Below are 26401 nucleotides of genomic sequence, written 5' to 3'. Positions count from 1 at the left end.
GCAACAAGTATTTGAGTTTTTTGGAATAAAACCCGATATGACAGTTGTTGAAGCCTTGCCTGGTGGAGGATGGTATAGCAAAATTTTGTTGCCATATTTAGGCAGTGACGGGGAATACCTAACCAAAAGCCTTGCAGAGGCCTTCCGAGCATTAAAATCAGGCGGCATAGTGGGAGTCGTGCAACACCTCGCTCCAGATGACGCCTCTGATGAATGGGCAAATGGTTCAAAAGGTTATCTCAAAAAAGCATTCGTTATTAAACATATGCAGGACGCTGGGTTCGAATATGTTGATAGTAGCGACGTCAATCTGAACCCAGCAGACATGCCTGGAGCAGATGACATAGTATGGAGATTGCCTCCTAGCTTTGCTACCAGCAGTGATAACCCAGAATTAAAGGGCAAATACATGGCTATTAGTGAATCTACTCGGATGACCTTGAAATTTCGCAAGCCTTAATTATTCAACATTTGTAGATTGAGCTGGGCGATTTGGTTGCCTTGGGTGGCAGCTTGTTGGTAAAGCTTTTTTGCTTTGACTAAGTTTTTAGTAACGCCTAGGCCTCTTTCGTAGAGTTTTCCTAAGCTGTTTTGTGCATCGGCATCGCCTTGATTAGCCGATTTTTGATACCAATAAGCAGCTTGTTGATAATCTTTTACCACACCTTGGCCAAGTGAATACAGGTAAGCTAGGTTGTATTGGGCATTCACGTGCCCTTGTTGTGCTGCTTTTTGATACCAATTTACTGCCTGAGAATAGTCCTGATTGACCCCATTACCTTTTGAATACATAAAACCCAGTGTTGCCTGTGCTTTACTGTGGCCATCTTTGGCTGCTTGTGTATACCAATTTTCTGCTTGACGCATGTTTTGCTCGGTACCTTTTGCATCTGCATACATTTTCCCCAATAGGTATTGAGACGACACATCTCCAAGCTTTGCGGCTTGTTGGTAATAATATAAAGCTTCAGGATAGTTTTGTTGCTGATAATAATAATCATCTGCCAAGGTTTTGTTTTCTTGTTGTTTTTGTTCTCGCTGTTGTTGCTCTCGTAACAGAGCCAATTGCTGTTTAGCTTGGATTCTATATTTACCTGTGGGTTTTGATGTTAAATACTGCTGAAAAGCATGGCTGGTTTTTATATTTGATGCCTGCTGCCAGCTGTTTTTGTCATCCTGAAACGCTTTTATGGCTGCTTTTGCTTGTATGAAATGTTGCCCATGAGGCCAAATAGTCAGGTATTGCTGGTAACTCTCCGATGTATTGATCCCGCTAGCTTGTTGCCACATTTGCTGATCTCTGAGTGCTTTTTTATTTTCATCGGCTGCAAGTTGTTGTGACTCAGTCATAACCGTTAGCGGTGAAGGCTCTTGGGTTATTGGTAACGGTGCAACCTTCTGCTCTGAACTGGGAAATAGATCCGTAATTAATTGGCTAAATGTGCCCCATGGGTCAGTTTGTTGGGTACGAATTATATCGAACTGACGTTGTGTATTATCGTATTCAAACGTGAGTGGCAGAGCATATTGCCTGTTCAGTTTTTCTAACTTATCGTCTAACTCAGAAGCTGTTAGCTCGGATATGTATTGGTATGAGCGGTTTATATTTTGGCTTGGCGTTAGATTTGTATTTTGCGAATCACTCAATAGTAGGTCTGCTACATAACCATCGATGTTTTTTAAATAACTATCGATTTGTTGTATTTCGGCGCTATTGAAATCATTTATGTTTAACCTATAGTGAAAACGCCTTGGCAATGCCTCGAGCTTTTCGCTGAGTACCGTGCCTAAGTCCTGAGCCAGTAAACTTAGGTTTTGGTTTACCCACATACTCAAACAATCACCTATGCAGTTTTTGGTTGGGTAATTGACCCAGTTATCCACTGTAAAAGCGTCTTGTTGAGCGCCGCTTTGTAAATCCAATAAACGCCCAGATAAACTAAAATACCATTTTTGAGAGGCTGGTTGACGTTGTTTAAATGCATTGAGTTGATACAACAAGGCGAGATTCACTTCTTTGCCAGAACGCTTGGCCGCTTGTTGAATGGCTTGGTCGCTCAAAGTGGAACAGTCTTCGAGCATACAATTAGGTAAGCCTAAATAATGTAAATTAAGCACATCAAAATCAGCGTTAGTTAAAGCGATGGTCAGGCCTTGGGAAATAGTGCGGTGATAGTCTGCAAGTGTGGGGAGTGCGTTGGGTGTGTTGTAGTTTGTATCTGGCAACACCACAATTTGCCAGCGTTCAGCGGCAGCACTCATTTGTACCAATAGGCAAAATAGACCCAATATATAGCCTGTTTGTGGTCTGTTTTTTTTGAGCTTAATAGTGCGCGCCATAGTTGCTTTAAGATTACTCGTGTTGGTTATTTTTCTGTTATTAAAAATAATGAAAACAAATTTTGTATTTTTTGCATTTTTCGCAGTATTTGCAAAACAGGCATATTACCAGCCATCGGCAATATCCCGAGTGGTGTTTTCACCCCTTAGGGTAATACGTTTTACATTAAACGCGTTACCTTCGAAATTAAGGGTGGCTCGCATATTCAACTCCTCCAACACTTTAACCATGTTTCTACTGAGTTTTGCAGTGCCAATAGTGGAGCGATATAGCAAAGTGGTGCGGGTATGGCGCTGCTGTGTAGGGCGATGGGAAATGTAACCCGAAAACACCAGTAAATACTCCTCAATGCGTGCCATATCCTGTGCACTAAAACCATCAAATTCTAGGTAGTAGTCGTTGAACATTTCTAGTGTTGAGGCAGAGCCGTCGTTAGCTGTATCTGGATTTAGAAGCCAATTCAATTTTTCAGCTAAGATCATACCTAATTCGTCACCTAAGACTTTGGCCTCATCACCTATTTCTTCAAGAATACAAGTTTGTTTGTCACAGGCGTAGGGTATTGCCCAACTTCGAGGGCTTTGCACTTCAAAGTTATCTAATAATTTTCCAGACTTAGCATTTAACAAACGCCCTGCAACTCGTGCCCGGGCCTTTTTTGCATAATCGCTAGTGGTTACCGATGCATAGGTGCTCAGTATCACCACTATATCAATGGGGGGCCGAGTGATTGAACGCGCGATGTCAAACAGTTCCGCATCAGTACGACGCACACGCCCTTGTTTAAACCTATCTAAAGTGATGCTCGTTTCATCATACACATCAGCGATGTGATTAAGTTGCTGACTGATACTGGCATGAACTCGCTTATTAATACGACTACCCCTAGGGATGGAGTTTTTATCCGCGTCTTCTATCATTACCAGCAGGTTAACGCTATCCGCCCCATAGGAATATGAGAACACTCCAAGCGTTAAACACAGCACCACAATTTTTAATAACCAACTCATGCACGGTTCCTTGGTTTTACCCGTTAACAACGATTGCCAATGGATATGCAAAACTTAGGGGTAGTTTTAGGTTACGCAGCCAATAAAGGTGTATTTAAACATAATGTTGTTGGCTGGAGTAACACTCAATACGCCATTTTGAAATGAAAAATAAATGCCCCTCGTTACCGCAACGTAAGTGTTTCAGGGGTGATAGATGCTGCAACCCATGTTGCACTCTGTTGCTCTAGAGTATTCACCGCGTAGGTATTATTGCACGGAGGGGGAGACATATCATTGACACACAGGTCAATTTCCCATGGTAATTGCGTTTCAGCGCCCACCATTGTGGGTAATCCTGCGATAAAATCATTGCGATTAATGGGACCTACCACCACTCGATATTGGGTAGCCGAATCAGCCTGGTTTTTAATGATCTGCGGATTAAAGTTCACATATTTATCATTTCGACGTTGGGCATATTGATAGTTGTTAAAACTGCCTACCACGGCAAATGTCTGAGCAGATAAGTGCTCTGTTAATGGTGTCTTAGTCTCTTCTATAGCGATTGAAAAATCAGGTGTATTTGCGGTGTTAAACGTGGCTATAACAGTAGATGGCAAATCTTCATATTCTTCTGGTACTGAATTGAAGGTGCTTTTTGCAGTTGTTACCTCCGTTTTTATTGTGTCTGACACTTCAGAACGGGCTAACAGAAACTCATCGTTTGTATCACTAGTTGGTAGTGTGTTTTCAGCACAAATGGCTTCGTTCGTCATGACCCGATGCAAAGCACAATCACGGTTAGTCACCAAAGAGAAAGCGTTGTCAGACAAAGATTTGCCGGTGGCAAGGTAACTTATGCCGCTTATTGCCATCATTTCAAGGGGTAAGGCGCAACCGCTTAAACAACTACATATTCCAATCAAAACAAGTAACTTCATTTGTGAACCCACTATTGCCGCTAATCAACGCCGCCATCAAACTAACGGTCGTCATGCCATTGCTTTGATTGCGGAGTTAAATTCTATTAGTCAATTTTCCTAGTTAGCACTTAATTAGCATTTTTTAATTAGCATTTTTCACGCCAGATGGTATAAATCTTACTGCGAACCAGTATCACGAGTAACGAGCTGATTTTTGAGATGCTTTGGTAGGGGCAAGTGTTAGGTTGGTATGGTGGAATTAACACATTTAGGCAATAAGAACAGGTTTACACGTGTTGATGAGAAGCTACTGAAAGCCATTTCCTGCAGTCGACTGATGAGTGGCTCGTTTTGGGATAGTGTTTATTCTGTCTAGAGAGACATTATCTACTAGGGTAAAGTTGTGTATACACTCATAAAAATGGCTCACATTGGGCGTATTCACTTAAGTGGTATTACTAGAGGTTTGTATTAAATGTGGCGGATTTTCTTTTTAATCTATTGTGTTAGTCAGTGAATCTTTTAATATGGCTAATGCTTATCTGTTTAATTTTTCTGCCCCAGCTCTGAATGAAAAAAACATTAAAGGCAAAAGGCTGGCCTTAATACGAGGCTATGCTTATGGCAATAACCAACGAATATTAACCCATGCCAATGCATTGACGGTACAAAGCTCTACTAATGCAAGAGTCATGTTAAAACTAGGTCGGGTAGAGGCTTTTGCTGATTATTACCTTGATCTGAGTCTTAATTTACCACCCGAAGAACTGGCGTCTTTAAATTACGATCCAACAAGTCCAATCGCGTCTGTTGAAGATCAAATTTTGTGCCATTCAACGCCAAAAAATATTCGTTTTATCAATCAAGTTAATAAAGTCATTCATGATATGAAACAAGATGGTCGTTTAAAAACCATCCTTGGAAATTATTATGGGTACAAAGACTAACCCTAGTTCAGGTTAACTAAATTAAGTGTCTGCAGGTTTTACTGGGCCGCCCGTGACAATCTGTCGTTGACTGCTGCCCATGCATCAGATTGTGGTGGTTGTTCAACTATGATTTGAGTTGGGCGAGTCTGATCAACTTGGTATAAGGTCACGTATAATTTACGTCCATAATTCGCCGCATCGTTTCCTAAGTAAGAGCATTGAGAAGATGGAGCATGCGTCTTTTTAGATTGTTGGATAACGGCGTCTGACCACACCACAAAATGACAATCTGTGTGCTTCAGCCTATCTATTTCTATCAGCAACTGCTTAGAAGACATAATGCGTAATGGAGTGTTTGGCTGGTAATGGGCTTCGACATTACCTGGCACGACTTCAATATGATTTTTGGGTGTGTTGATAATTTGGCCCATAGCAGTTTCAAGTTGTTGTTGAGTAATAGGTCCAGAACGAAGTATTCGCGGTGTTTCACTGACTAAATCTAGAATGGTGGACTCTAATCCATGTTCACATGAACCCCCGTCTAAAACAGCGGCAATTCGGCCATCTAATCCCTGCATGACTTGCTCGGCAATGGTCGGACTCAGTTGTTTATAACGATTGGCGGAAGGTGCTGCAAGCCCTACATTTAGCTGGGTTAATACCTCTAAAAACAATGGATGTGCAGGTACTCGTAAGGCAATGGTATCCAATCCCCCCGTTACTTCATAAGGCACGTGATCTGCTTTTTTTAGTAGCAGTGAGAGTGGTCCAGGCCAAAATTGTTTTGCTAAATTGTAGGCGGTGTTTGGGATCGATTTTGCCCAGTTTTCAAGGTGTGATACATCGGGTATATGTACTATTAACGGATGGTTTTTGGGTCGTCCTTTGGCTTCAAAAATTTTATTTACGGCGATGATATCCGATGCGTCAGCGGCCAGCCCGTAAACCGTTTCGGTGGGCAAGGCAACACACTCGCCTTTTTGTAACAGACTCACGGCTTGTGACACGCTATTTTCACCGAACAGAATAGAGGTTTGGTAGTTTTGACTCATGTTATTTACTCAAGGATTACAATATTGACAATGGGCCGGATCAGCACCTTTTTGTTGTACGACTTCGTCATGACGACAACCACAACCATCGCAAATACGTGTCCATGATTTAGCTTGCTCTGTTGGAAGAGTGCATAAAGTGCAGGGTAATCCAGACTGTTTTTCTTTGACTACGAAGTTAAATGCCTGACATTGTGGGCAGGTTTCTGATAAGCGTCTCACTAAATCCTCTGCAGCCTTTGTAATCATTTGTTGGCGTTCAGGACAGTGCATAGCACGCAAGTCAGGCTCGATTTTTATTTTTTGAGACGTACCGGTAATCTGCTCTAATCTGTCTAATAGTTGTTCGGCACAAAGACCTTTTTGAACACCTTGATCAGTTCGTAAAATCCAGCGCTGCTTAGGAAGTAATAACAGTTTTTGTTTTAATGGCACTCTGCCATTCAGCGTCAATTCTTGAACAGATGTTGGGCCTGCAGCATGGGCATAAATTGCAATCTCGGTTGACGCTTGATACAGACATAACAGTTCTTCGTTCCAGTTGATCATACCTGGTGCGGGCCCACCGCCAAAACTCCCTTCGCTGCCCAAACCCCAATCTGTGGCTGTTAGCTCACACGCCTTTTTGGCTTTGGTTAATGCTGCATCCATGGGTGACAATGTACGTTCCACTTCACCAGAAAATGTACCTAAAATGTCGGTATCGAACATACTAGATTCAAATACTGCGTAACCTAGCGGCGCCAGATACGGAGCTATCCAACGTGCTTTTTCATGTTTTGTAATTAGTGCTACTCGTTGCATTTAAGCAAAACCTCTGATGTCCCAGTATTATTGAGCCACATGTATCCGAATTTCACACTACAGTCAGTCGACTATTTTGTAGCGAAATACACACAGGGAAAAATAAAAATCGACCCTTCCTTTCAGTAGTTAATTGCTTTTGGTTTTCATGAAATTCAAGCAATATCATATCCTTAATTCTTTTTTATGTTAAATGTATCTTGGTTTAGTAATGTTTCAAAACGATTCGTCATAAAATATAGAATTAGTGGAAAAGAAATGTAGAGGCAATTGGTAACGATAACTACCCTTTATATTGGCAATGTTTAACGAACACCGTGCAGTTTAAGTAGGTCGTTTATGTATTTTTGACAGTGACTTTTTGCTTGTTTAAAGCGCTCTTTATTGGTGCGACTGAGTGCACAGCGTAACCAAAAACCATCAATTAATGCCGCTGTCACTTCGGCCGCTTCTCTGGCACTGTGTGGGTCTAATAATTGTTTAAAGCTATAACGTAAATTGCTCACTAAACGGCGTTTATTGACTTCCTGTAAGCGGTAGAGTTTAGGGTCATGCATTGATCTGCCCCAGAAGCTCATCCACGTTTTAGTACTTGAATCTGCCTGCTGCATATCTGAAAAGTTCAAATCAACAATTTTCATTAAACGTTCATAGGGACTATCCGGCGAATGCTCCATTTTAAGTTGGGTCAGTAGATAGCGAACAGAAGCTTCAATAAGCGCCTGTTTACTGCCAAAATAGTGACTGATAATGCCCGATGACATGCCAGCGCGACGAGAAATAAGATTAATTGTCGCGCCATCTAGGCCAACGTCTGCAACCACCTCAATCGTGGCATCGATCAACTGCTGACGACGCATGACTTCCATTCCTAATTTTGGCATATATTCCTTATTCAATTTAAATGTTAATAAGCTTCAAGCGTTGAGAGCCTAAAACGGTGTTCGTTAACCACGTCACCCGCTTCATCATAAAGCCCCAGCGTGATAAGGGGATCTTGTTTTTGCCAATTCACATTTAGCGCCCCATAGTTTACGTTTACTGGTATATTCGTCGGGTGATACATGGGCGATGGCATTACGGTTCCAGCGCAAGTCCGGTAAAATAACACGAATACTTTGTTCGCCTTCACCGTAGAGGTAAGATGTATAAATACCATCTTCACGGGTACGGCGCGGGGAAATTTCAGGCTCTTGCCAAAAATCCAGCATGATCTCGCGAGAGGCTTCTTTTTGGGGGTAATCTTTACCTCCATCGTTAATGCCAAAATCGTGATCATCCCAGATCGCGATTAATTCAGCCTGCTCTTTTAGTTGCTTAAAACCCGGCTTTGCGCCGAGTTTTTGATATTTGCGGCGCAACACATTCATGTCTTGAGTGTCGCCATAAACTGTGTCCCCAAGAAAAATAAAAATCTCAGGGTCATCCTCAATAATACTCTTGAAAATGGGAATGTCTTTATCTTGATGGGAACAGGAGCCAAACAAAATACGGCTTGGTGCCTTGGCATAGACCACAGCGGTGAACAATAAACTAGATAGTGCTAATAATCTTAACATGGGGAGTCTTACCTTTTTTGGCCAGCCATAAAATAAGCCACATGCAATATTATTGCATGTGGCTTATTAAGGTTGTGTTACAAGACGAGTTTAACGTTTGTTACATAACGAATTTAACGTTCAGTGCTGCTATACGAGGGGCACCAATCCAACCAGCATTTGACGCAATAGTACCCAGATATTCTTCGTCAAAGACATTGTTTATGGTGAAACTTAATTCCATACTTTCGATGGCTTCACCAAGATCATATGCCGTTTTACCTATATACAAATCACTCACTATGTAAGAGTCAGTTTCCTGAGTATTTGCTTGGTCAAGGTAGCGCTCTCCGACGTATTTGGTGCTAAAGCCAGCGTATAAGTCACCTTTAGTGTAATCAAAGCTAACTACCGCCATGTCTTCAGCACTGCCTAATACGGTATTACCGCGGAAGTCTTTGTCCGTGTAGGTTGCATCATTTTTGGTATACGAAACGTAAATGCCTAGATTATCGGTTAGATTATAATCAATAGACGCTTCGATACCGTTGGACTCAATACCACCGTCGTTGACGTATCCTCCGGCAGCCGCTTCTAAGAAATCAATACCATTAACACTTTCATTACTCACGAAGGTAATACGGTTTTCAAACTTGATGTCGTAGTAGGTGATGCTCGCGTTGAAACCAGGGGTTGAATAACGCAGACCAAGGTCAATGTTATCTGCCGTTTCAGGTTCAACTAAGCTCAAGTCCGTATCGTCACGCTCTAACACTGCATCTTTAATGGCTGCAAAGTTTTCTGCATAACCACCAAACACTTCTAGGCCACGCAAGGGCAAAGGGGCAACAAAACCGGCTGATATTAGGACGTCCGAGTCAGAAGATACACTTAAGTCATTGGCTGGCGTAAATTGGTCTTCTTTAGTTACATCAACGTTAAACTTCTTTGCACCCAGGCGAACTTTGGCAAAACCAGTATCAATTTCGTCTTCCACGTAGTACATCAAGGTCTCGACCGGAAACTCACGGCTGTACTGGATCCAGTAAGGATTACTCTCGTAGCGAGGGCTTGTCGCGGCATCAATGGTTTTGTGCCAGCTACGGTTTTCATCACGCTGGTAATCTTCATACCAGAAACCACCGCGTACAGTATTGTCCATACCTGCGATGGTGGTGTTCCATATCAGGTCAGCGTTTACGCCATAGCGCTTCTTGTTGTAATTACTGTGACGATTTGAGCTGACTGGCATAGCGCCTTGCTCGTAGCAACCTGGATCAACTGCTGCTCCACCACCGCCATAGGGGGCGCCAATAGAACTGGCACAACCATCGATGGGCGAAAGTGAGTCACCGGCTTTATTAACAAAATAAATTGTACCCTGGGACGCGCCGCCGTATATGGTGTTTGAATTGTCTAGCTCTGAGTGTGGATTACCCGCGCCATCATCGATGACATCAACCATGTAGTAGGGCATCCATTTACCTGTGCCTTTATTCTCGTGGTAATAAACGTTAGAACTAACAGCCACATCACCCAATTTGAAATCTGCTTTTAAGTAACCGAACAGGTTTTCACGCTCAGTAATCCAGGTTTCACGGAAGACTTGGTCTTGATAAGGCACGCCTGAAAAATCTTTAGTTAACCCATCCCAATCAGGAGTTTGCTCATATTGTGCTAAGCCATACACACGTTGGTAAGTATATTCCTGAGCATCGTCATAACTGATATAACCGGTTAAATCGACTTCACCAATGCGAGATATTATTTTACCCTCAGCATGATCACGTGAGTTAGTGACTGAACCGCCCATATAGTCATCGTTTTGCTGACTTGATACAGAAACCCAGGCAAAGGTGTCTTTGGCAATCTCACCGGTATCGTAGCGAAGATATACTTTATTGGCATTGTACTCACCTAAGGTGGCAGGGCAATCGCATTAAAAATGGCTTGACACAGATCCCCTAATTTGATCTATTACTTCGCTTTACGCGACGTAATATGACCAAATACAAGCCCACACTTATCGAACATTTCAAAGACATTGAAGATCCTCGTCTTCTAAGAAAACAATTACATAAATTAGATGACATCTTTTTTATTACCCTATGTGCCGTTATCTGTGGCTGTGATGGCTGGGTTGCCATTGAAAAATTTGCCAACATTAAACGCACTTGGTTTGAACAATATTTATCCCTAGAAAATGGTATTCCGTCTCATGATACTTTGGGACGTATTTTTTCCTTAATTGATCCTGAGCAATTTCAAACCTGTTTTTCTAGCTGGATCAAAGAGATAGTAAAAAATGTCACGGGCGATGTGATCGCTATTGACGGTAAATGCCTTCGACGCACTCATGATAAGTCATCTAATAAATCAGCTATTTATATGGTTAGCGCATGGTCACATGATAATCAGCTGGCACTTGGACAAGTGAAAGTTGATGAAAAATCGAATGAAATAACCGCCTTACCTTCCCTACTCAAAAACTTAGACATCACAGGCAGTATCATCACAACCGATGCATTAAACACACAAAAGAAATCGGCTGAACTGATCGTGAGTAAAGGCGCTGATTATTTAACCGCACTGAAAGGAAATCAAAGCACCCTACATGATGATGTGATTTTATTCTTTGAAAATACCCCTAAAAGTTATGAGGGCACGTTAAATACTTATAAGAGTATTGATTCAGGGCATGGCCGTATTGAAGAAAGAACAGTGACTTCCTGCAACCGAATTGACTGGCTTACTGAGCATCATACTCACCCACACCTTGCCAGTATTGTTAGCGTCAAATCAAGAAGATTTCTTGCGAACGAATGGTCAGAAGAAACGCGATACTTTATTAGTAGCGTTAAGCATAACGATGCAGAGAAATTTGCTCACTATGTACGTGCTCATTGGGGTGTAGAGAATAATCTTCACTGGAGATTAGATATGGCATTTGACGAAGATCATTGTCGAATTCGTCAAGGATATGCAGATCAAAACATGGCAATATTACGCCACATATCTTTGAATTTATTAACGTCAGATAATGATAATAAGGTAGGTATTAAGATTAAGCGGCAAATGGCAGGTTGGGATAATGATTACTTGCTGAAACTGCTACAAATATTTTAATGCGATTGCCCTGCCTAAGGTGGAGCTTACCGTCAACTTCTCATATAACGCTGGAAGTATAGTCGTAAAGTCTAGCGTGCCGCCTAGGGCTTCGTTTGAGCGAGAGCTTATGTCAGCTGTACCCTGAGATACTTCTGTGGCGCGTAAATTTTCGGTATCGATATAGCGGCTGGCTTTAGTTCCGCCGCCGTAGTTTGAATTACCGTTAGATATGCCATCAACAGTCATACCAATTTGCTGAGAGGCTAGGCTCAACTCAAAGCCGCGGATTGAAATACTGGTTGACCATTCATCGGAACCAAAGGGGTCGCCTTCAGTTACCAGCACGCCTGGCAGGTTATCAATTAAAGCCAAAGGGCTTGTCATTGGCGTTTGCTGTCTTTTCATTTCAGCAGATGAGGCGCTGTTGGCGTAAGAAACGCTGCGGCCGGTCACAACAATAGATTCTACTGGTTCTTGTTGTTTTTCAGTTTTTGCTTGTTGTTCTTGAGCTTCTTGAGCCATTGCTGGCAACGAGGTAATAGATATTGCTGAGAGTACAGATAATGCGATTAAACTTTGCTTCATAGGCACATAAGTGTTCATAAAAAATCCTGTTTAGTGTGTATTAGTGAAGATCCACATTACATGGGACTCATTTCTTAAGCGGGCCGATGTTAATTGATCATTCAATTAAAATCAAACTTGGTTAATTGATCGTTCAATAAAAATAAAAATAAAAATAAAGTTGGAAGGTAAAAGTTGAACTTTCTGGTTGAAGCTATAGTGCTAGAGGTGTTTATCGTCTTTGGCGTCTAAAATCAGCGATATTAATTTTTATAAATTTATGGTGTTGAGAATGTTGACTGATATTTCTGCAGCGAGGCGCACACTTTTAAATCCGCGTACCCCATTTGATTTTAGTGTCATCAGCCAAACTAACATTTGATAACCCCACACCCACACCGCTGCGGGTGCCATCAAATGAAGGATCAAGGCTGTCTTGAGTTAGGGGCTGGATCATACCGTTACAGGTATAATAAGACACACCTGCGTCGTTGACCAGCTGATGCAGATGTTGAAAAAGTGTAACTGCAGGTGATTTTTTTGTATTGTGATGGCTAATTCATAGCTTCATTTAGCTAGCCTTTTCAATTTTTGTGTAGTCAATTTCGTTGTCTTCAGGTGAACTCACTATATTGCTGACCGTGTTAAATTTGCTATATGCGATAAAAGCGGCGCAACCAAAAAACAGTCCAATCACTAATGCACCTACCCACTGAATTTGTAAAAATTCCAGTTGAAATAATAGGGTTAACAAGGAAAGTGCAACAATATTTAAAGCCATATAGTTTACTTTACCTAAACGCTTAACGGTCATATTTAAGTTATCTGTGTATAAACGAATAAGGGAATCAAGTGAATTGATCACAAATACGATACCCACAAAGGCCATAGCAAAGTTCTTCAAACCAGCGGTAGGAATACCCGCTTCGTGGTATTGGTAAAGTACGCTAAACCAAACTGCAATGGGAATGGAAGGAAAAATTAACATCGCAGCCAATACCTGGTAGGTTTTTAATCCCCCCACAAAGCGGGAGGTAAATTGACCAATCATAATGCTCCATGCAAACCACCAAAATAAGTAGAACTCATGGTAAGCATTCAGCGGCAACACAAAATCATTAATATTGCCAAAGTAGCTACCTATCAACGCTATATTATCGGTAAATGCCGACACGTGACTGTCACTGCCCATAAACGCGCCTAGCCACATAAAGCCAATTAATGCCATAAATAACCAAGTGGTAGAGATACTTAAAAAACGTACGTATTTAATGTCAGTGCTTGAATACACAGAAAAGCATATCGCTGCCAAGACAATTAAATAGAAGGTTGGAATAACTGACTCGCCATCGCCTATGGCGGGTAAATACCAGGGCAGATTAGAGAGTAGTAAGAAGGCAGTAAAGGCACAAGTGCCAATAATGACCACATTATTGATGAACTTAACCCAAGGAATTTCGAAAAACTTCACCTTAGGTTCTATTACACAGAAATAAAAGCACGTAACAAAGTAAAATCCCCAGATGAGAAAGCCCCAATAAGCAAATTCAATGGCCATTGGATTGGCAAACGCATACTCCGGGCTTGCTTTTATGTCTGCATAACCAGCAAACTCAGTCAGTGGAAACATAATCAAGCCAACATCCAGGCCCGAGGTAAATAAAATAGCAATAAAGGTAAAGGTTCTAACCGGCGTAACGCCTACAACCCTTACATTTCCCCACTTAAATAAAATAACAATAATTGCCAGCAGGGTAAAAATAATGCCTGCATTAAGCCATAAAGTCATCATTTCCTCCCCAAAATAAGTAATAATATTTCATCATTTCTCCGTATTTTAGCCTTGCATTGACGTACCCAAAATAACTTATTCTGGGCGTCACAGAAAGTCCTACAGCATATATACACTGCTGGTGGCCTGGTTATATACCCCTCTCCTTTGCCGCTAGAGGCAAAGGAACTCCAATGCTTTGCCTCTAGATCGTCGAACTACGCTGCACAGTTTGCCAGTCGTTTGCTACGGCAACGCTTGCCTGGGATTTGCTCAGAGGCGGCTTACCTAAAATCAGGTCTGCCGCTTTTTCTGCCACCATAATAGTTGGCGCATTTAAATTACCGTTGGGTATGGTTGGGAAGATTGACGAATCCACCACGCGCAGCCCGCTAATACCGCGAACTTGGGTGTTTGAGTCAACGACTGCCATATCATCTTCACCCATTTTGCAAGAACACGAAGGATGGTACGCACTCTCAACTGTCTGGCGCACAAAGGCATCAATTTGCTCGTCTGTTTGTATCGCTTTACCAGGCTGAATTTCATCATCGCGATATTCATCGAACGCACTTTGCTCGATAATTTCTCGGGTTAAGCGAACACAGGCTCTAAACCCTTCAATATCATCTTGATGTTGTAAGTAGTTAAATTGAATTTTTGGCGCAACCGTCGGATCGGCTGACTTAATCGTCACCGCACCGCGGCTTTTGGGTTTGTTATGACCCACATGCACCTGAAAACCGTGGCCAGCAAACGCACTTTTACCATCATAACGCATTGCCGCGGGTAAAAAGTGATATTGAATATCAGGCCATTCAATCCCTGGTTTTGAACGAATAAACGCGCAGGACTCAAAGTGATTTGTTGCCCCAAGGCCACTGCGGCTAAATAACCAACGGGCACCGATCAAGCCTTTTGAAATCAGGCCAAGTTTGCCATTTAAGGTAATGGGCTGCTTACACTTATATTGAAAATAAAATTCCAAGTGGTCTTGCAGATTTTGCCCAACACCCGGTAAGTGATGTTTAACCTCAACACCGGCGGCTTTTAGGGTATCGCTATCACCAATGCCTGAAAGCTGTAATAAGTGGGGTGAGCCAATGGAGCCTGCACTTAATACCACTTCTTTGCTCGCCTTGACTGTCACTTTGCTGCCATTAACACTGTACTCAACGCCAACGGCTTTTTTACCTTCAAGCAATACTTTTTCAGCCAAGGCACCGGTGACTATGGTTAAGTTGCTACGGGATTTAACCGGGTCAAGATACTCTCGACTGGCAGAGCTGCGTACCCCGTCTTTTACTGTCATATGCATGGGGCCAAAACCCTCTTGCTGACCCGCATTGTAGTCGTCAGTGGCAGCATAACCTGCTTGCTGGCCGGCTTTAATAAAGACTTTATACAGGGGGTTGGCCATTTCATTGCCGTTATTCACCCCTAACGGGCCTTTATCGCCACGATAACTATCTTTACCTAAATAAAATTTTTCCGCTTTTTGAAAATACGGCAAGCAAGATTGATAATCCCACCCTTTGGCGCCGTGCTGTTGCCATTGGTCAAAATCTTTGGCGTGGCCCCGTACGTAAACCATGCCATTAATAGACGATGAGCCGCCCAGCACCTTGCCGCGGGGGCAATGCATTTTGCGGTTATCTAAATACGGCTCAGATTCAGTATGAAACTGCCACGCGTATTTATCAGAATTCATCGGTATGGATAAGGCCGTTGGCATTTTAATAAAAATACTTTTGTCGCTACCGCCAGTTTCGAGCAGTAAAACAGAGTTACTTGGGTCTTGGGATAGTCGGTTGGCCAACACACAACCTGCAGAGCCTGCGCCGACTATGATGTAATCATATGTTGTTTTTGTCATTAAAATGGGCTCTCTATGTTGCTCATACCCACATAAATTGATTTGGTTTGGGTATAGTGATCTAGGGTTTCAATACCGTTTTCGCGGCCAATTCCCGAGTGTTTATAACCGCCTACTGGCATTTCTGCTGGTGAATTACCATAACTGTTGATCCAACAAATACCGGCTTGCAGTCGATGCGTAACGCGATGAGCCCGTTTAATATCCTGGGTAAATACGCCAGCCGCTAAGCCTAAGTGCGTGTCGTTAGCACGGCGAATGACATCGTCTTCGTCATCAAAAACCAGCACGCTCATGACCGGGCCAAAGATCTCTTCTTTGACGATAGTCATGTCATCGCTGCAGTCGATAAACACAGTCGGTGCCACAAAGTAACCTTTGGGTGCAGAGTCGGGGCATAGTGCTTTACCGCCGGTTAACAGTGTCGCACCTTCGGCGATACCTTTATCTATATAGCTCATGACTAAACCGTGATGAGCTTTAGAAATAAGCGCGCCAAAATTAACCTCAGGATCGAGGGGGTCGCCAGCAATAATGTTTTGTTCGGTGCGGGTTTTAAGCTCAGCAATAAATTCCTGATAAATATTTTTGTGTACGTAAATACGGGTGCAATTAGTGCAAACCTCCCCTTGGGTGTAAAAATTGCCCAGCATCGCCGCGCCAACCGCTTGGGATACATCGGCATCATCAAATACCAACAATGGTGACTTACCTCCCAGCTCCATGGTGACATCCTTAAGAGAGCCCGCGGCACTGGCAACCACTTTTTTACCTGTGCCCACTTCGCCGGTAAAGGACACTTTTTCAATATCAGGGCTTTGGGTTAGCCACTGGCCCACTTCAGCCGCGCCCTGCACAACGTTAAATACGCCAGCGGGCACACCTGCCTCGGTATAAATTTCAGCCAATTTAATCGCGCCTAATGGGGTTTCTTCTGAAGGCTTAAAAATAAGGGCATTACCCGCAGCAAGGGCTGGGCCTGACTTCCAACAGGCAATTTGCAGTGGGTAGTTCCACGCACCAATGCCGGCGCAAATACCTAAGGGTTCTTTACGGGTATAATAAAAATCTTCGCCGACCATTTGCTGCTGACCAACTTGTGCTGGGGCGAGCCCTGCAAAGTATTCAATAACATCCGCGCCGGTTTGTACATCAACACACTGTGCCTCTTGCCAGGGTTTACCGGTATCAAGCACTTCAATTTTTGCCAGTTCATCATTACGCTCACGTAGCAAAGCCACGGCTTTTAATAAAATACGGCTACGTTCAATGGGCATCATGGCGGACCAGGCAGCAAAACCTTGTTGAGCGCTTTGAATTGCGGCGCTTTGAATAAATCCATCAGCGACTTCAACATGATAAATTACTGCATCGGTGGCAGGATTTTTAACCGCAAACGTTTCGCCACTTTGATTTGCTAAAAAATGGCCATTAATAAAATTTTGATAAACTGGCGTCGTCACATTAGGCTCCATATTGTTTGATAAGTGAATTCACATAGTGTTTTGCTAGGCGTTCACAGTGTGCAAATTGATCTTGATCAGACTTATTTAGTACAGCCCTTAACCACAAGCCGTCGATCGTTGCAGCACTTAGCTCAGCTGCAAGCTTGGCGTCATCGTCGCTCATTAATTGTTTAAATGAACTGGCTAAATTACTAAAAAGTCGCCTGCTATTTACCTTCTGTAAGCGATGCAATTCTACATCGTGCATCGATTGCGCCCAAAAACTTAACCAAGTTTTAGTGGTATCGCTGCGTAGCTGTAGCCGAGCAAAGTTTGCTTCAATAATCAGCATTAACCTTTGCTCTGGCGTTGTGGTGTGAGTGAGTCGTTCGAACAACTCATGCTTTAAGCTAGTTAATAAATAACGCACCGTGGCTTCAATCAAGCCCTGCTTGCCACCAAAATAATGGCTAATAATGCCCGACGATAAGCCCGCTTTTTTGCTTATACTATTGATAGTTGTAGCTTGTAATCCCAGCTCAGCAACTGATTCAATGGTGGCGTCTATTAACTGTTGACGACGGACAGGTTTCATTCCAATTTTGGGCATGTTTTTTATTAATCGAGCGTTCAATAAAAATAAAGTCTAAAGCAATATAACGCATAATTCAAGAGTGATAAAAGCTGAATGACCAAATTGAAGTAGGTTAAAGTTTACCTAGTAATTGTAATGACACTGGTAAATTTTTTAGAAAAAATAAAAAAGTATTATGTCGCTCGATAGGTAGGTTTCACTGAGCCATTCGATATGCTTATTCAAGGTCAGGGGGATAGGTCAAACCGTCAATAAGGGGCTGAACGATTTGGCTGGTAAAATATTAAAATCATAGCAGTGGAAAGGCACCTAGCAGATAAATCGGTTTAACTTGCAGCGGCCCCTTTTGTCACCGTTATTGCGGGAGTCGCACCTGTATACACAAGCCCTGGGGAACGTTGGCGCTTAATGTCAGTTCGCCAGCGTAACTTTCGACAATATCGCTGACGATTGCAAGCCCAAGCCCGTTGCCCTTGATGTTATGCTCGTCTAATCGTGCTCCCCTTTGTAGTAAATGCTCCCGTAAAGGTTGGGGTATGCCGGGACCTAAGTCGCAGACCCGTATTAGCCAGCCCCATTGCTTGTCTTGGGTTTGATAGGTATGGATGGTCAGCGCAATATCACCTCCTGCATATTTGCAGGCATTATCGAGCAGGTTCCCCAGTAATTCCAGCAAATCATCGTGATCCTGGGGCAGTACCGCTTCTTTTTTATAGTCAGCATGGACGTGTGCCGCGGGATACATTTTGGTCAGTATCTGCAGCAGTGGTGGCAAATCATCAGCGAGTCTGAGTTGTCGTCCCGGTGAGGACATGCCCACAATACGTGCCCGTTTAAGTTCTCGCTCCACTAAACGACTCAGCCTTAACAGAGCATCACTTTGCTCTGTTTGGTGAACAGGATCGAGCTTTTCGGCTAACATTTTTAATTGTTGCAGTGGGCGCTTCATTTCATGGGCAAGATTGCCCAACGCATTCCGGGAGCGGCTTACTCGCTGTTGCAGCAGTTTGAGCAGGCGGTCGATTTCTTCCGCCAGAGGTTGTACTTCCTGTGGGTAAGCGCCAGATGTGGCGTTCAAGTCATCGCATTCACCGAATCGCAGTTCCCGCAGTTGTTTTTGCAGGGGGGCCAGTCGCGCAAAGGCAAGGTTTAACTGCCTCCGTTGGATCAGCATCAGCATGGACAAGGCCAGAATAAGCAGTGCCACAGCGGTGAGACGGTAATAATTGAGTTGACTGTTTAAGGGAGCAATATCTTCCGCGACCCAGAGGACGAAATCATGTTTCTGGACACGAATGCCCTTGGCCCAGCTTAGCCATTGTTCGTCCAGTTGGTCACCATGAATGCCTTGTTGCTGCCAGGTTTTATCGGCGCCAGTAGCAAGCTCGATGGTGGGTGCTTGTTTGTCCCACAGTGAGCGACTGCGTAAATCTGTTTCTTGGCCATCACGGATCCTGAAATAGTGACCGGAATAAACCCGCTGATACAGGGAGCCAAGTCGACTTTCGTCCAGTTGCCATTGGCCGCTGGCATTCTGGCTCATGGCGGCAATCAGGCTGTCCCCGTCGTGTTGCAAACGACTGAGCACAGTGTGGGTGGTTAGCTGGCGCACACCAAAATCGGCAAGCCATAACATTGGCAACATAATAACGATAAGTGTGATCATCCACTGACGACGTAATTGATGTTGCAACGAAATCACGGGGTGAAGTCCACAGCCAACCGATAGCCCTGGCCGCGTCGGGTTTCAATAAAGTCTTTGCCGAAATACTGGCGCAGGTGATTGATATATACTTCAATGACGTTGCTGTCTTTAAGCTGCTCCTCTTCGTAAATATGCTCGCTAAGGCGGGTTTTGGAATGCACATCAAGTGGGTGTTGCATGAGGTAGCGCAGTAATCGGAATTCAATGGCGGTAAGTTCAACAATGCTGCCATCCCTTGTTGTTGCCTGTTGACGCTCGGTATCCAGGCAAACGCCACGCCAGTTGAGTTGATTGTCAGCCTGGCCAGCGTGGCGTCTGCTGATGGCTTCAAGTCGCGCCAGTAACTCCTGGGTGTGGAAAGGTTTGCCCAGATAGTCATCGGCACCTGCCTTGAGGCCCAGCACCCGCTCATGCCAGGCATCGCGGGCGGTGAGTATGAGTACGGGCGTGTGGTTGCCCGCTGCGCGCCAGTGAGCAAGTACGTCCAGGCCGCCTTTGCCCGGCAATCCGAGATCCAGAACGATAAGGTCTGCTTGCAGTTCGTTGCCAAGAAACTCACCCTCAATGCCATCGTGTGCAATTTCAACTGCGTAGCCTGCTTTGCGAAGCATAGGTTGCAATGCATCGGTGAGCTGGATATCGTCTTCAATCAGTAGTAGTTTCACGTTTGGCCAGCCTTAATGGTCATCGGATGGTGCATTAATGAGCGCACCGGTGTGTGCGTTAACATAGGTTTCATGCCGCTGGCCCCGGGTATCTAGCCATTTGAGTTCGTAAGTGAGCACACCGTCTTCCCACTCAATTTCTGCGTCCAGTAATTCACCGCCCAGTTTGTGCCGCTGAAGTATGGATTCAAGGGATACAACTATGCCTTCTTCGACCCAGGCCTTGACCTGTGCTGCACTTGGGTGTTTTTCCGCAAATACAGGACTAGTCGTCCCAACGACCAAAACCAGGAATAACCACGTTATCTTCATCAAATTGTCCTTTCGCGGCGCCTTTATGGCAGCTATCGCATTGGCTGAATGAGCTTATTTTGGGGTTGTCCTTCACCATACGTTCTGGTATTTCCCTGTGTTTACCCTTGAAGTATGGCAGTTCTGTGATCCTTAAGGGAGTCTTGTCGACAGCAACTCTGCGTAGCATGCGGTCATTATTGACCGCGCTGTTGCCGCTGAGGTAGGCCAGAATATCACCCTGCACCGCCGGACTCAAAGAAGCGTCATCGCCATAGTGGTCAGGTAGCGTGGCCATAATTATCTGCCAACTGCGCTTTGGTAGCAAGTGCGCGGGGTAGGCCAGATGGCAGCTGGCACATTCGGTCTGATAGGTAATAGCATTAGTCGACAACTCCTCTTGATTTAACAAATTTTGACCAGCCCTACCTTCAGTCTTAAGGTATTGAGAACTGCTATTATGGTCATCATCATAATCGTCCTCATCTCCTCGGTTTATTCCATTCTGATCAGTCCCACCCTCTGTTTTAAGGTATTGAGAGGAATTATTATGGTCATCGTCGTCCTCCGCAAAAGACTGATTGCCCAAGGAACCGAGTCCGTAAAGCCCCAGGCTTAGTGCGCCGCCCAACATCAGTATGCCGATGGCATAGCGTAGTTTATTAAGTATTGGTTTCATCTTTATTTGCCTTTTGTTAATACTGATTTAACCATGTCATGACATCACCTTTTTCCTGGGCAGTGCATTCACGGCCCAGTGTCCAGCGACAGTTACGTCCAAACCACTTGTCACTTTTTGCGCTGTCGCTGAAGCGCTCGGGATTGACGCGAACGGCCATAGGTTTAATGCTCTTTGCGGTTTTTTGATGTTCTCCCACCTGTGTTGGGTCTATGCCGTGGCAGCCTGAGCAACTGCGTTTTTCACCATTTTTAGTGCTAAACTTTCGCTGCCAAAAAGACTCTCCCGCTGCCCCGTTAAATGGCTCAGCGCCTTGTGCGCTTAGTGCCTGAATTTGCGCATCGGCATCTGCCCGAGCCAGAGTGCTGGCAAGGGCGCCAACAACGAGTCCGAGTGTTAACACTATTGCAATCAAAGCTTTCATGGTTCTTTCCTTGATGGTTTGGCAGTCAATGCATCTACATCACCTGCACGGGTTTCTTTGCGACCATGTACCATAGAGCGTGGCAGATTCTCCCGGTGATGCAGGCTGCTGAAAAGCACGCCGGCTATATGCAGGCCAATCAGGGCCAGTGTGATGTTGACAAAAATTTCATGAATTTCTTTTAAGGTATGCCCGTTAAACGATGCAATCCAGGTGCCTGCCAGTGGTCCTGCTTGCTCGTCAGCAGCGTAAAGTGCCATGCCAAATACGGTTGTGCCCATGAGTGACAGCAATAGCGCAACCACCATGGCGCCACCGGCTGGGTTGTGGCCTATATAGCGTTTTGCCTTACCTGCGGGAATGGCAATCACATAGCGCCATATGGTGCTGGGTGACTTAACAAAATCGCTGAAGCGAGTATAGTGGGTGCCGATCAAGCCTCAGGTCAGGCGAAAGAAAACCAGCGCTGCGACGGTATAGCCAGACCAGACATGGATGGTTTCAAAATCGTCTTCGCTTAAATAGGCAACAATGAAAAATAAAACCAGTGACCAATGAAATATTCGGACTAAGGGATCCCAAACCTGGATTGTGTGTGTGTTTTTATCGGGATTGTTCATGCTACCCTCCGGAAAGTTTCTGCTTTAAGGCTGCATAATAACGGGCATATGATTAAACCAAGCTTAAACGCACAGGGAGTTTGCTTATCACACCCAAATCAAACAAGCGCTTAGAGCCGACAACTATTTTGCTCACCCCTACCATCCGTGGGAGTGTGGACTGAATGAAAATAATAACGGACTGATACGTCAGTATCTCCCGAAAGGCATGGCACTGGATAAGGTGGCAACCGAAGATATTGTGATGATCCACGCAAAGCTTAACAACAGACCTAAAAAACTACTCGGCTATAAAACACCTAATGAGGTTTACGATGCGATGCGTTTAGCAGCATAATTAATACCGTGTCGCACTGGCGACTGAAATCCGCGAGCTGAGTAAAAGTGAATGAATCAGTTTAGAATAAACTGTTGGGATTTACCGCCAACGTTTGTATGACATCAGTTGGCACATGCGTAACCTCAATGAATACATAGCCTGTGAAGTAAATAAATAATATGGCTGTACCGGCCAGTTTTATTCGCTGCCATTCATGGCGCTTATCTTGCGGGCCAACTTAGCGGTTATAATTTATGGGTAAATGATTGGTTTTTCGCTAACCAACGATTAAACTATTCAATAATAAGCGGATGTTTTAGTGAAGATAATTGGTATGAAAAAACCTGTCTGCTGGTATTTTGACTGACAACTAACTCCTCCTGAAGCTTCAATTCTTTTAGATGATAGTTTGCCACCGCAAGATCAATATCTAAACCATTAACGATATTATGCGCCGACTGATTAACCAAAACTTTTGGGCTTGAATCCTCTATGATTTTTACCTTTCCTTGCTTTAATTGCTCAAGCCATTGTGTTGAAAAAAAGCCCGTAATAATGCCAGTTTTGTTAAAAAATCTTGTTTTTTATGCTGGTTTTTACGCAAAATCACGGTGCCAGCAGTCATACGCAGTATATCATTACTATAATATATGTTTAAGCGACGGGTATCCCAAGCCTCTTGCCAGGGCCGGTTATCAGGAAATTTGAAGTCGATATTTTCTTCGAACAACCATTTTGAGAACTGATTGATGGGTAAGGGCAGGTAAGTGATTCTATGGCCGCTGTCGTCAGAAAATTTATCGAGCAAACCTTTACTAAATGAAGGAACTTGGGTCTTGAAATTATAATAGGGGGAATAGGCAATATCTTCTACGCCAATTATAAATTCAGCAGCATAGTAGCAATAACTAACACAAAGAAAAAATGCCATAAAAAACGTGGGCCAAACCATTTTTACTATTTCCTTAATCTGTATCAACGGCGATTAGTTTTTTACTGTGCCAATAATGACATATAAGGGGTAGTAAAAGGATGACTGATCTAAATTAAATGTTTTTTTTGACTATCTTTAAAGAACGTTTTCCAATGGGTTTATTTCGATCCTAAAGAAGTACAGAGTATTTAGTGTGAATTATTACCCGCAATAATTAGAGGTTTATGCTGAGTTCAAAAAGCAAGTTACTTGTTGCGACTTGATCGGCATATTGCCCCCCTCCAGCTTATGTGACAGCTAATAAAAACACCCATTCTAAAAACAGCGCACAGAAGTGTATGCTTTGTTGGATTTTGATTTTGAGTATTGAAGGGATGTACTGAAATAGCAGACCAGCATATTAGTTACCAGTGCTATAAAATTTAGATTTATTCGGTATTGTTAGAGTGTAATATAGCTACAAATCTTTAAAAAATGGTGCCCCTTCTCTGACTCGAACAGGGGGGCTGACGATTATGAGGCAAGGAGAGAGTTCTGAATTTACCGACCAAGCACATGAAAAGTAGATTTTTTTCGACGTATAAACCCTCTGAGTGCATAACCGTACCTATACCGAACTTTTTAGGTTTCCATAACCGTCAGCCCGCCGTAAGCCGAATAAAACCAACGAGTTAACCCGACCGAACGCCAGAATTTTTCCGAACTGAAATTCCATAGGTGTGTATTTCGGAGGGGGGTATGTCGGCGTAAAACTGAAAGACTGAAATTCTGTGAACGTGGAAAAATGGCAGTCGTAAAGTTTCAAGTCATGTAGTTAGCTGCGGATAATTTGAGGTTAGTCAGTGGCATAAATCGTCACCAAAGCTCGTTCGGGAGTGTCAGTTGTTGGTCCGGTTTGTACCCAGGCTGTGTGAAAAATTTTGATCATCTTTTGGTCTAAGTTTTGGCTTTTTATGATCAAACAATCTTAATGTTGACGTCAATTAAATTACCACTTTTAGTATAATTAAAAGGTCAGCTGAACCTTAGGGAAAACGTGATGGCACATCATATTTTAGCCCAGTCAAGAACCCAGACAATCTTATTTCTATAAGTGCTTGAGGACTTTGTTACTGAAGATAATCCTGTTCGAGTCATAGATGTATTTATAGAAGGTTTAGACCTTGAAACACTTTGGTTTGAACGTGTTATTGCCAAAGGCAAAGGTAGTTCAGGTTACCATCCAGCAATCCTGTTAAAACTTTATATCTATGGTTACCTCAACCGCGTTCAGTCTTCTCGTCGCTTAGAAAAAGACAGCCATCGCAACGTTGAACTGATGTGGTTACTGGTTTAAGGATAGTTGTCTTCTTTACAGTCGTGCTGGGTATTGTGTATCGCACACTTGCCACCCATATCACTAAAAAAGCAGGCTACAACAAACAGACCGCACAAACGGGGCGGTAACATTGATCCAACGATTTGGCTCAGCGCTGACAAAATCGCCGGGAGCTATTTTGAGCAGCCGGAGGCTGGCCCATAAGTGGCGAAGGGCAGGACACAAAAAGGTCATTTAAATATCCATTTTCATGAAGCACATCCCTGTGCTTCACCCTTCGAGGCAGCCGCTGGCTGTGTAAATCGACTATCCTGCCGATTTATCATATGCTCTACCTCGATGGTGTATATGCCGAAGATAACTATGGCAAAACGCGTTTAGATGAGAAACATCCCTATTTCTCACCCTACGGGCAACTTTTGGTTGTCCAGCCTGTTTATCTGGAATAAACAGCAACAGCTCTGCTGGCCCGTAGGGTGAATTACATGGATGTAATGAGTAAATTCATTTCCAATAAATTGGTCACCCGATAAAAGCCCCGACAAAAAGTGAGCTGAATAGCCTTAATCACCGCATTAGCCAGCGTTGGCGGGTTTTCTTGAGCGCGAGGGCTTATTAGTGAGGGACGATGACAATGACTACCTGGCTTTGGATGGGCTGGAAGACGAGCCGATGTTGCAAATTCACGGGTATTCCATTACTTATCGCATCGCATCGCTACAGGCAAACAGCAAGGACGAAAGGTCTTTACCCTGCAAACCATTGCACCTATGGCAAAGCAAGGGCTTGAGTCAGGCTGTGCCTCAAATGTGGCAGGGTTCAGTCTCCATGCAGGTGTCATGAGCAATGCGGTGGTGCGAGGTTATAGCAAGCATCGACAAATCGGCAGGAAAGCCGATTTGCACAGCGCATGCTGCCCAAAGGGTTAGACACAGGGATGTGTCTAATGAACATCCGTTGGTGATACAAAAGATACTCAGCCACCTGAATACAAAGAATGACGATGTCGTCGAACTATTGCCCCCACAAAGTCGAGCACCGCCTCAGATAAGTCTGTTTGAATAAAAGCCGTTCATCATCATAAGCAAAACTGGTTTGCACAACAGCGGGAGGCGCTTGTCTTGAATTCTGAATTACGTGGAAACAGTTGATTAATAGACGAAAAATAGCCGACTTTCACTCACTTAAGAATATAAAATAGATGTCAATATGGAAAATATGTGGCATGACGTATTTTCATTTTAAGAAAAATGACGTTTTATTTTACCTATACTCCACAACAAGAAGAATTTGTGATCACCGCGGTTGATATGTTCCTCAACGGATATGCCCACACTTAATACCCCTCCCTGTGTTGCCCCAACAGAGTTAACGTTCCAGACCGTGCCGGTCACCGGCAAACTCATACTAGATATGCTGCGGCATCTATCGTAAACAGATTTAAAATCTATTTCTTCGACTCGCTATTTTAGCCACTCTGCAACCACACTCATAAATACAACAAATAG

At 43.6% G+C, this 26401-nt stretch carries 24 protein-coding genes and 5 pseudogenes; 6 read left to right on the top strand and 23 right to left on the bottom strand.

What is annotated here, in order from left to right; all coding sequences use genetic code 11:
• Positions 1–37: 37 nt before the first annotated feature.
• Complete coding sequence (locus CXF95_RS30170) at positions 38–460, top strand: hypothetical protein (RefSeq protein WP_198556751.1); 423 nt, start codon at positions 38–40, stop codon at positions 458–460.
• Here CXF95_RS30170 and CXF95_RS28620 read toward each other — a convergent pair.
• The 3 genes from CXF95_RS28620 to CXF95_RS28610 form a co-directional block, all read right to left on the bottom strand.
• Positions 457–2289 carry a tetratricopeptide repeat protein gene (locus CXF95_RS28620; RefSeq protein ID WP_232788096.1) on the bottom strand — a complete coding sequence of 611 codons (1833 nt, stop codon included), beginning with the start codon at positions 2287–2289 and terminating at the stop codon, positions 457–459. The two genes, CXF95_RS30170 and CXF95_RS28620, sit on opposite strands and share 4 nt — an antisense overlap.
• Before the next feature lie 156 nt (positions 2290–2445).
• Positions 2446–3351: a hypothetical protein gene (locus tag CXF95_RS28615; protein ID WP_101201790.1), complete on the bottom strand. Its 906-nt coding sequence runs from the start codon at positions 3349–3351 to the stop codon at positions 2446–2448.
• A gap of 164 nt (positions 3352–3515) precedes the next feature.
• Positions 3516–4274, bottom strand: coding sequence for an SPOR domain-containing protein (locus tag CXF95_RS28610; protein WP_101201789.1), 759 nt, complete (start codon positions 4272–4274; stop codon positions 3516–3518).
• 509 nt (positions 4275–4783) lie between these two features.
• On the opposite strand from CXF95_RS28610, the gene CXF95_RS29810 reads away from it, so the two are divergent.
• Entirely contained in the window at positions 4784–5203 is a 420-nt protein-coding gene (locus CXF95_RS29810; protein WP_157828293.1) for a transporter substrate-binding domain-containing protein, read from the top strand.
• Positions 5204–5241: 38 nt separating this feature from the next.
• Here CXF95_RS29810 and CXF95_RS28600 read toward each other — a convergent pair whose 3' ends face one another.
• The 5 genes and pseudogenes from CXF95_RS28600 to CXF95_RS28580 all read right to left on the bottom strand — a co-directional run bounded on the left by CXF95_RS28600 (position 5242) and on the right by CXF95_RS28580 (position 10392).
• Positions 5242–6237, bottom strand: a complete 996-nt coding sequence (locus CXF95_RS28600; protein ID WP_232788095.1) for an L-threonylcarbamoyladenylate synthase — start codon at positions 6235–6237, stop codon at positions 5242–5244.
• 9 nt (positions 6238–6246) lie between these two features.
• Entirely contained in the window at positions 6247–7041 is a 795-nt protein-coding gene (locus CXF95_RS28595; RefSeq protein ID WP_101201788.1) for a DUF6671 family protein, read from the bottom strand.
• Between the two features lie 305 nt (positions 7042–7346).
• On the bottom strand, positions 7347–7925 hold the full coding sequence (betI, locus tag CXF95_RS28590; RefSeq protein WP_101201787.1) for a transcriptional regulator BetI: 579 nt from the start codon (positions 7923–7925) through the stop codon (positions 7347–7349).
• Positions 7926–8069: 144 nt separating this feature from the next.
• A pseudogene (locus CXF95_RS28585) lies at positions 8070–8600 on the bottom strand (alkaline phosphatase D family protein); the annotation flags it as partial.
• 100 nt (positions 8601–8700) lie between these two features.
• Positions 8701–10392 carry a TonB-dependent receptor domain-containing protein gene (locus CXF95_RS28580; RefSeq protein ID WP_232788094.1) on the bottom strand — a complete coding sequence of 564 codons (1692 nt, stop codon included), beginning with the start codon at positions 10390–10392 and terminating at the stop codon, positions 8701–8703.
• Between the two features lie 188 nt (positions 10393–10580).
• Between CXF95_RS28580 and CXF95_RS28575 the strand changes: the two genes are divergently transcribed.
• Positions 10581–11705, top strand: coding sequence for an ISAs1 family transposase (locus tag CXF95_RS28575; RefSeq protein ID WP_101197148.1), 1125 nt, complete (start codon positions 10581–10583; stop codon positions 11703–11705).
• Here CXF95_RS28575 and CXF95_RS28570 read toward each other — a convergent pair.
• The 13 genes and pseudogenes from CXF95_RS28570 to CXF95_RS31035 form a co-directional block, all read right to left on the bottom strand.
• A pseudogene (locus CXF95_RS28570) lies at positions 11697–12290 on the bottom strand (TonB-dependent receptor plug domain-containing protein); the annotation flags it as partial. The gene CXF95_RS28575 and the pseudogene CXF95_RS28570 overlap by 9 nt on opposite strands.
• A 289-nt stretch (positions 12291–12579) precedes the next feature.
• Positions 12580–12708, bottom strand: coding sequence for a hypothetical protein (locus tag CXF95_RS31250; RefSeq protein ID WP_255418970.1), 129 nt, complete (start codon positions 12706–12708; stop codon positions 12580–12582).
• A 114-nt stretch (positions 12709–12822) separates the two neighbouring features.
• On the bottom strand, positions 12823–14064 hold the full coding sequence (locus tag CXF95_RS28565; RefSeq protein WP_304528722.1) for a BCCT family transporter: 1242 nt from the start codon (positions 14062–14064) through the stop codon (positions 12823–12825).
• Between the two features lie 163 nt (positions 14065–14227).
• Positions 14228–15898, bottom strand: a complete 1671-nt coding sequence (gene betA, locus CXF95_RS28560) for a choline dehydrogenase (RefSeq protein WP_101201785.1) — start codon at positions 15896–15898, stop codon at positions 14228–14230.
• Positions 15898–17361 carry a betaine-aldehyde dehydrogenase gene (betB, locus tag CXF95_RS28555; protein ID WP_101201784.1) on the bottom strand — a complete coding sequence of 488 codons (1464 nt, stop codon included), beginning with the start codon at positions 17359–17361 and terminating at the stop codon, positions 15898–15900. Before betB ends, betA begins: the two co-directional genes overlap by 1 nt.
• A 1-nt stretch (position 17362) precedes the next feature.
• Complete coding sequence (betI, locus tag CXF95_RS28550; RefSeq protein WP_101201783.1) at positions 17363–17953, bottom strand: transcriptional regulator BetI; 591 nt, start codon at positions 17951–17953, stop codon at positions 17363–17365.
• Positions 17954–18293: 340 nt separating this feature from the next.
• Positions 18294–19631 carry a HAMP domain-containing sensor histidine kinase gene (locus CXF95_RS28545; RefSeq protein ID WP_232788093.1) on the bottom strand — a complete coding sequence of 446 codons (1338 nt, stop codon included), beginning with the start codon at positions 19629–19631 and terminating at the stop codon, positions 18294–18296.
• A gap of 5 nt (positions 19632–19636) precedes the next feature.
• Positions 19637–20308 carry a response regulator transcription factor gene (locus CXF95_RS28540; RefSeq protein WP_101201781.1) on the bottom strand — a complete coding sequence of 224 codons (672 nt, stop codon included), beginning with the start codon at positions 20306–20308 and terminating at the stop codon, positions 19637–19639.
• 12 nt (positions 20309–20320) lie between these two features.
• Entirely contained in the window at positions 20321–20620 is a 300-nt protein-coding gene (locus CXF95_RS28535) for a PepSY domain-containing protein (RefSeq protein WP_157828291.1), read from the bottom strand.
• Entirely contained in the window at positions 20574–21278 is a 705-nt protein-coding gene (locus CXF95_RS28530; protein ID WP_101201779.1) for a diheme cytochrome c, read from the bottom strand. The genes CXF95_RS28535 and CXF95_RS28530 overlap by 47 nt, the downstream gene beginning before the upstream one ends.
• Before the next feature lie 16 nt (positions 21279–21294).
• The gene (locus tag CXF95_RS28525; protein WP_101201778.1) at positions 21295–21702 is read right to left on the bottom strand and encodes a DUF1924 domain-containing protein; all 408 of its coding nucleotides are present in this window, start codon (positions 21700–21702) and stop codon (positions 21295–21297) included.
• Positions 21699–22139, bottom strand: a complete 441-nt coding sequence (locus CXF95_RS28520) for a cytochrome b/b6 domain-containing protein (protein ID WP_232788092.1) — start codon at positions 22137–22139, stop codon at positions 21699–21701. Before CXF95_RS28520 ends, CXF95_RS28525 begins: the two co-directional genes overlap by 4 nt.
• Before the next feature lie 3 nt (positions 22140–22142).
• A complete protein-coding gene (locus tag CXF95_RS31035; protein WP_232788091.1) occupies positions 22143–22322 on the bottom strand; it encodes a hypothetical protein in 180 nt (59 codons plus the stop codon).
• 85 nt (positions 22323–22407) lie between these two features.
• On the opposite strand from CXF95_RS31035, the pseudogene CXF95_RS29800 reads away from it, so the two are divergent.
• Positions 22408–22659, top strand: a pseudogene (locus tag CXF95_RS29800) (IS30 family transposase); the annotation flags it as partial.
• Positions 22660–23155: 496 nt separating this feature from the next.
• On the opposite strand, the gene CXF95_RS30165 reads toward CXF95_RS29800, so the two are convergent.
• Positions 23156–23593 carry a hypothetical protein gene (locus CXF95_RS30165; RefSeq protein ID WP_198556750.1) on the bottom strand — a complete coding sequence of 146 codons (438 nt, stop codon included), beginning with the start codon at positions 23591–23593 and terminating at the stop codon, positions 23156–23158.
• Between the two features lie 1075 nt (positions 23594–24668).
• Between CXF95_RS30165 and CXF95_RS28515 the strand changes: the two are divergent.
• Positions 24669–24902 (top strand): annotated as a pseudogene (locus CXF95_RS28515) (transposase); the annotation flags it as partial.
• Positions 24903–24934: 32 nt separating this feature from the next.
• Positions 24935–25270, top strand: a pseudogene (locus CXF95_RS31640) (hypothetical protein); the annotation flags it as partial.
• 864 nt (positions 25271–26134) lie between these two features.
• Here the strand turns inward: CXF95_RS31640 and CXF95_RS29795 are convergent.
• Positions 26135–26299, bottom strand: a complete 165-nt coding sequence (locus CXF95_RS29795) for a hypothetical protein (RefSeq protein ID WP_157828290.1) — start codon at positions 26297–26299, stop codon at positions 26135–26137.
• Between the last annotated feature and the right edge of the window lie 102 nt (positions 26300–26401).

It is taken from the genome of Paraglaciecola sp. MB-3u-78 (genome assembly GCF_002835935.1).
GTDB lineage: Bacteria > Pseudomonadota > Gammaproteobacteria > Enterobacterales > Alteromonadaceae > Paraglaciecola.
The sequence above is the reverse complement of the archived record's forward strand: the minus strand, read 5'-3'. Positions and strand labels throughout refer to the sequence as shown.

Coding starts and splice junctions, on each gene's coding strand:
- CXF95_RS30170 (WP_198556751.1), top strand. CDS start 38: ATGACAGTTGTTGAAGCCTTGCCTGGTGGAGGATGGTATAGCAAAATT.
- CXF95_RS28615 (WP_101201790.1), bottom strand. CDS start 3,351: ATGAGTTGGTTATTAAAAATTGTGGTGCTGTGTTTAACGCTTGGAGTG.
- CXF95_RS28610 (WP_101201789.1), bottom strand. CDS start 4,274: ATGAAGTTACTTGTTTTGATTGGAATATGTAGTTGTTTAAGCGGTTGC.
- CXF95_RS29810 (WP_157828293.1), top strand. CDS start 4,784: ATGGCTAATGCTTATCTGTTTAATTTTTCTGCCCCAGCTCTGAATGAA.
- CXF95_RS28600 (WP_232788095.1), bottom strand. CDS start 6,237: ATGAGTCAAAACTACCAAACCTCTATTCTGTTCGGTGAAAATAGCGTG.
- CXF95_RS28595 (WP_101201788.1), bottom strand. CDS start 7,041: ATGCAACGAGTAGCACTAATTACAAAACATGAAAAAGCACGTTGGATA.
- betI (WP_101201787.1), bottom strand. CDS start 7,925: ATGCCAAAATTAGGAATGGAAGTCATGCGTCGTCAGCAGTTGATCGAT.
- CXF95_RS28580 (WP_232788094.1), bottom strand. CDS start 10,392: ATGGGCGGTTCAGTCACTAACTCACGTGATCATGCTGAGGGTAAAATA.
- CXF95_RS28575 (WP_101197148.1), top strand. CDS start 10,581: ATGACCAAATACAAGCCCACACTTATCGAACATTTCAAAGACATTGAA.
- CXF95_RS31250 (WP_255418970.1), bottom strand. CDS start 12,708: ATGATCCAGCCCCTAACTCAAGACAGCCTTGATCCTTCATTTGATGGC.
- betA (WP_101201785.1), bottom strand. CDS start 15,898: ATGACAAAAACAACATATGATTACATCATAGTCGGCGCAGGCTCTGCA.
- betI (WP_101201783.1), bottom strand. CDS start 17,953: ATGCCCAAAATTGGAATGAAACCTGTCCGTCGTCAACAGTTAATAGAC.
- CXF95_RS28535 (WP_157828291.1), bottom strand. CDS start 20,620: ATGAAGATAACGTGGTTATTCCTGGTTTTGGTCGTTGGGACGACTAGT.
- CXF95_RS28530 (WP_101201779.1), bottom strand. CDS start 21,278: ATGAAACCAATACTTAATAAACTACGCTATGCCATCGGCATACTGATG.
- CXF95_RS28525 (WP_101201778.1), bottom strand. CDS start 21,702: ATGAAAGCTTTGATTGCAATAGTGTTAACACTCGGACTCGTTGTTGGC.
- CXF95_RS31035 (WP_232788091.1), bottom strand. CDS start 22,322: ATGAACAATCCCGATAAAAACACACACACAATCCAGGTTTGGGATCCC.
- CXF95_RS30165 (WP_198556750.1), bottom strand. CDS start 23,593: ATGGTTTGGCCCACGTTTTTTATGGCATTTTTTCTTTGTGTTAGTTAT.
- CXF95_RS29795 (WP_157828290.1), bottom strand. CDS start 26,299: ATGAGTTTGCCGGTGACCGGCACGGTCTGGAACGTTAACTCTGTTGGG.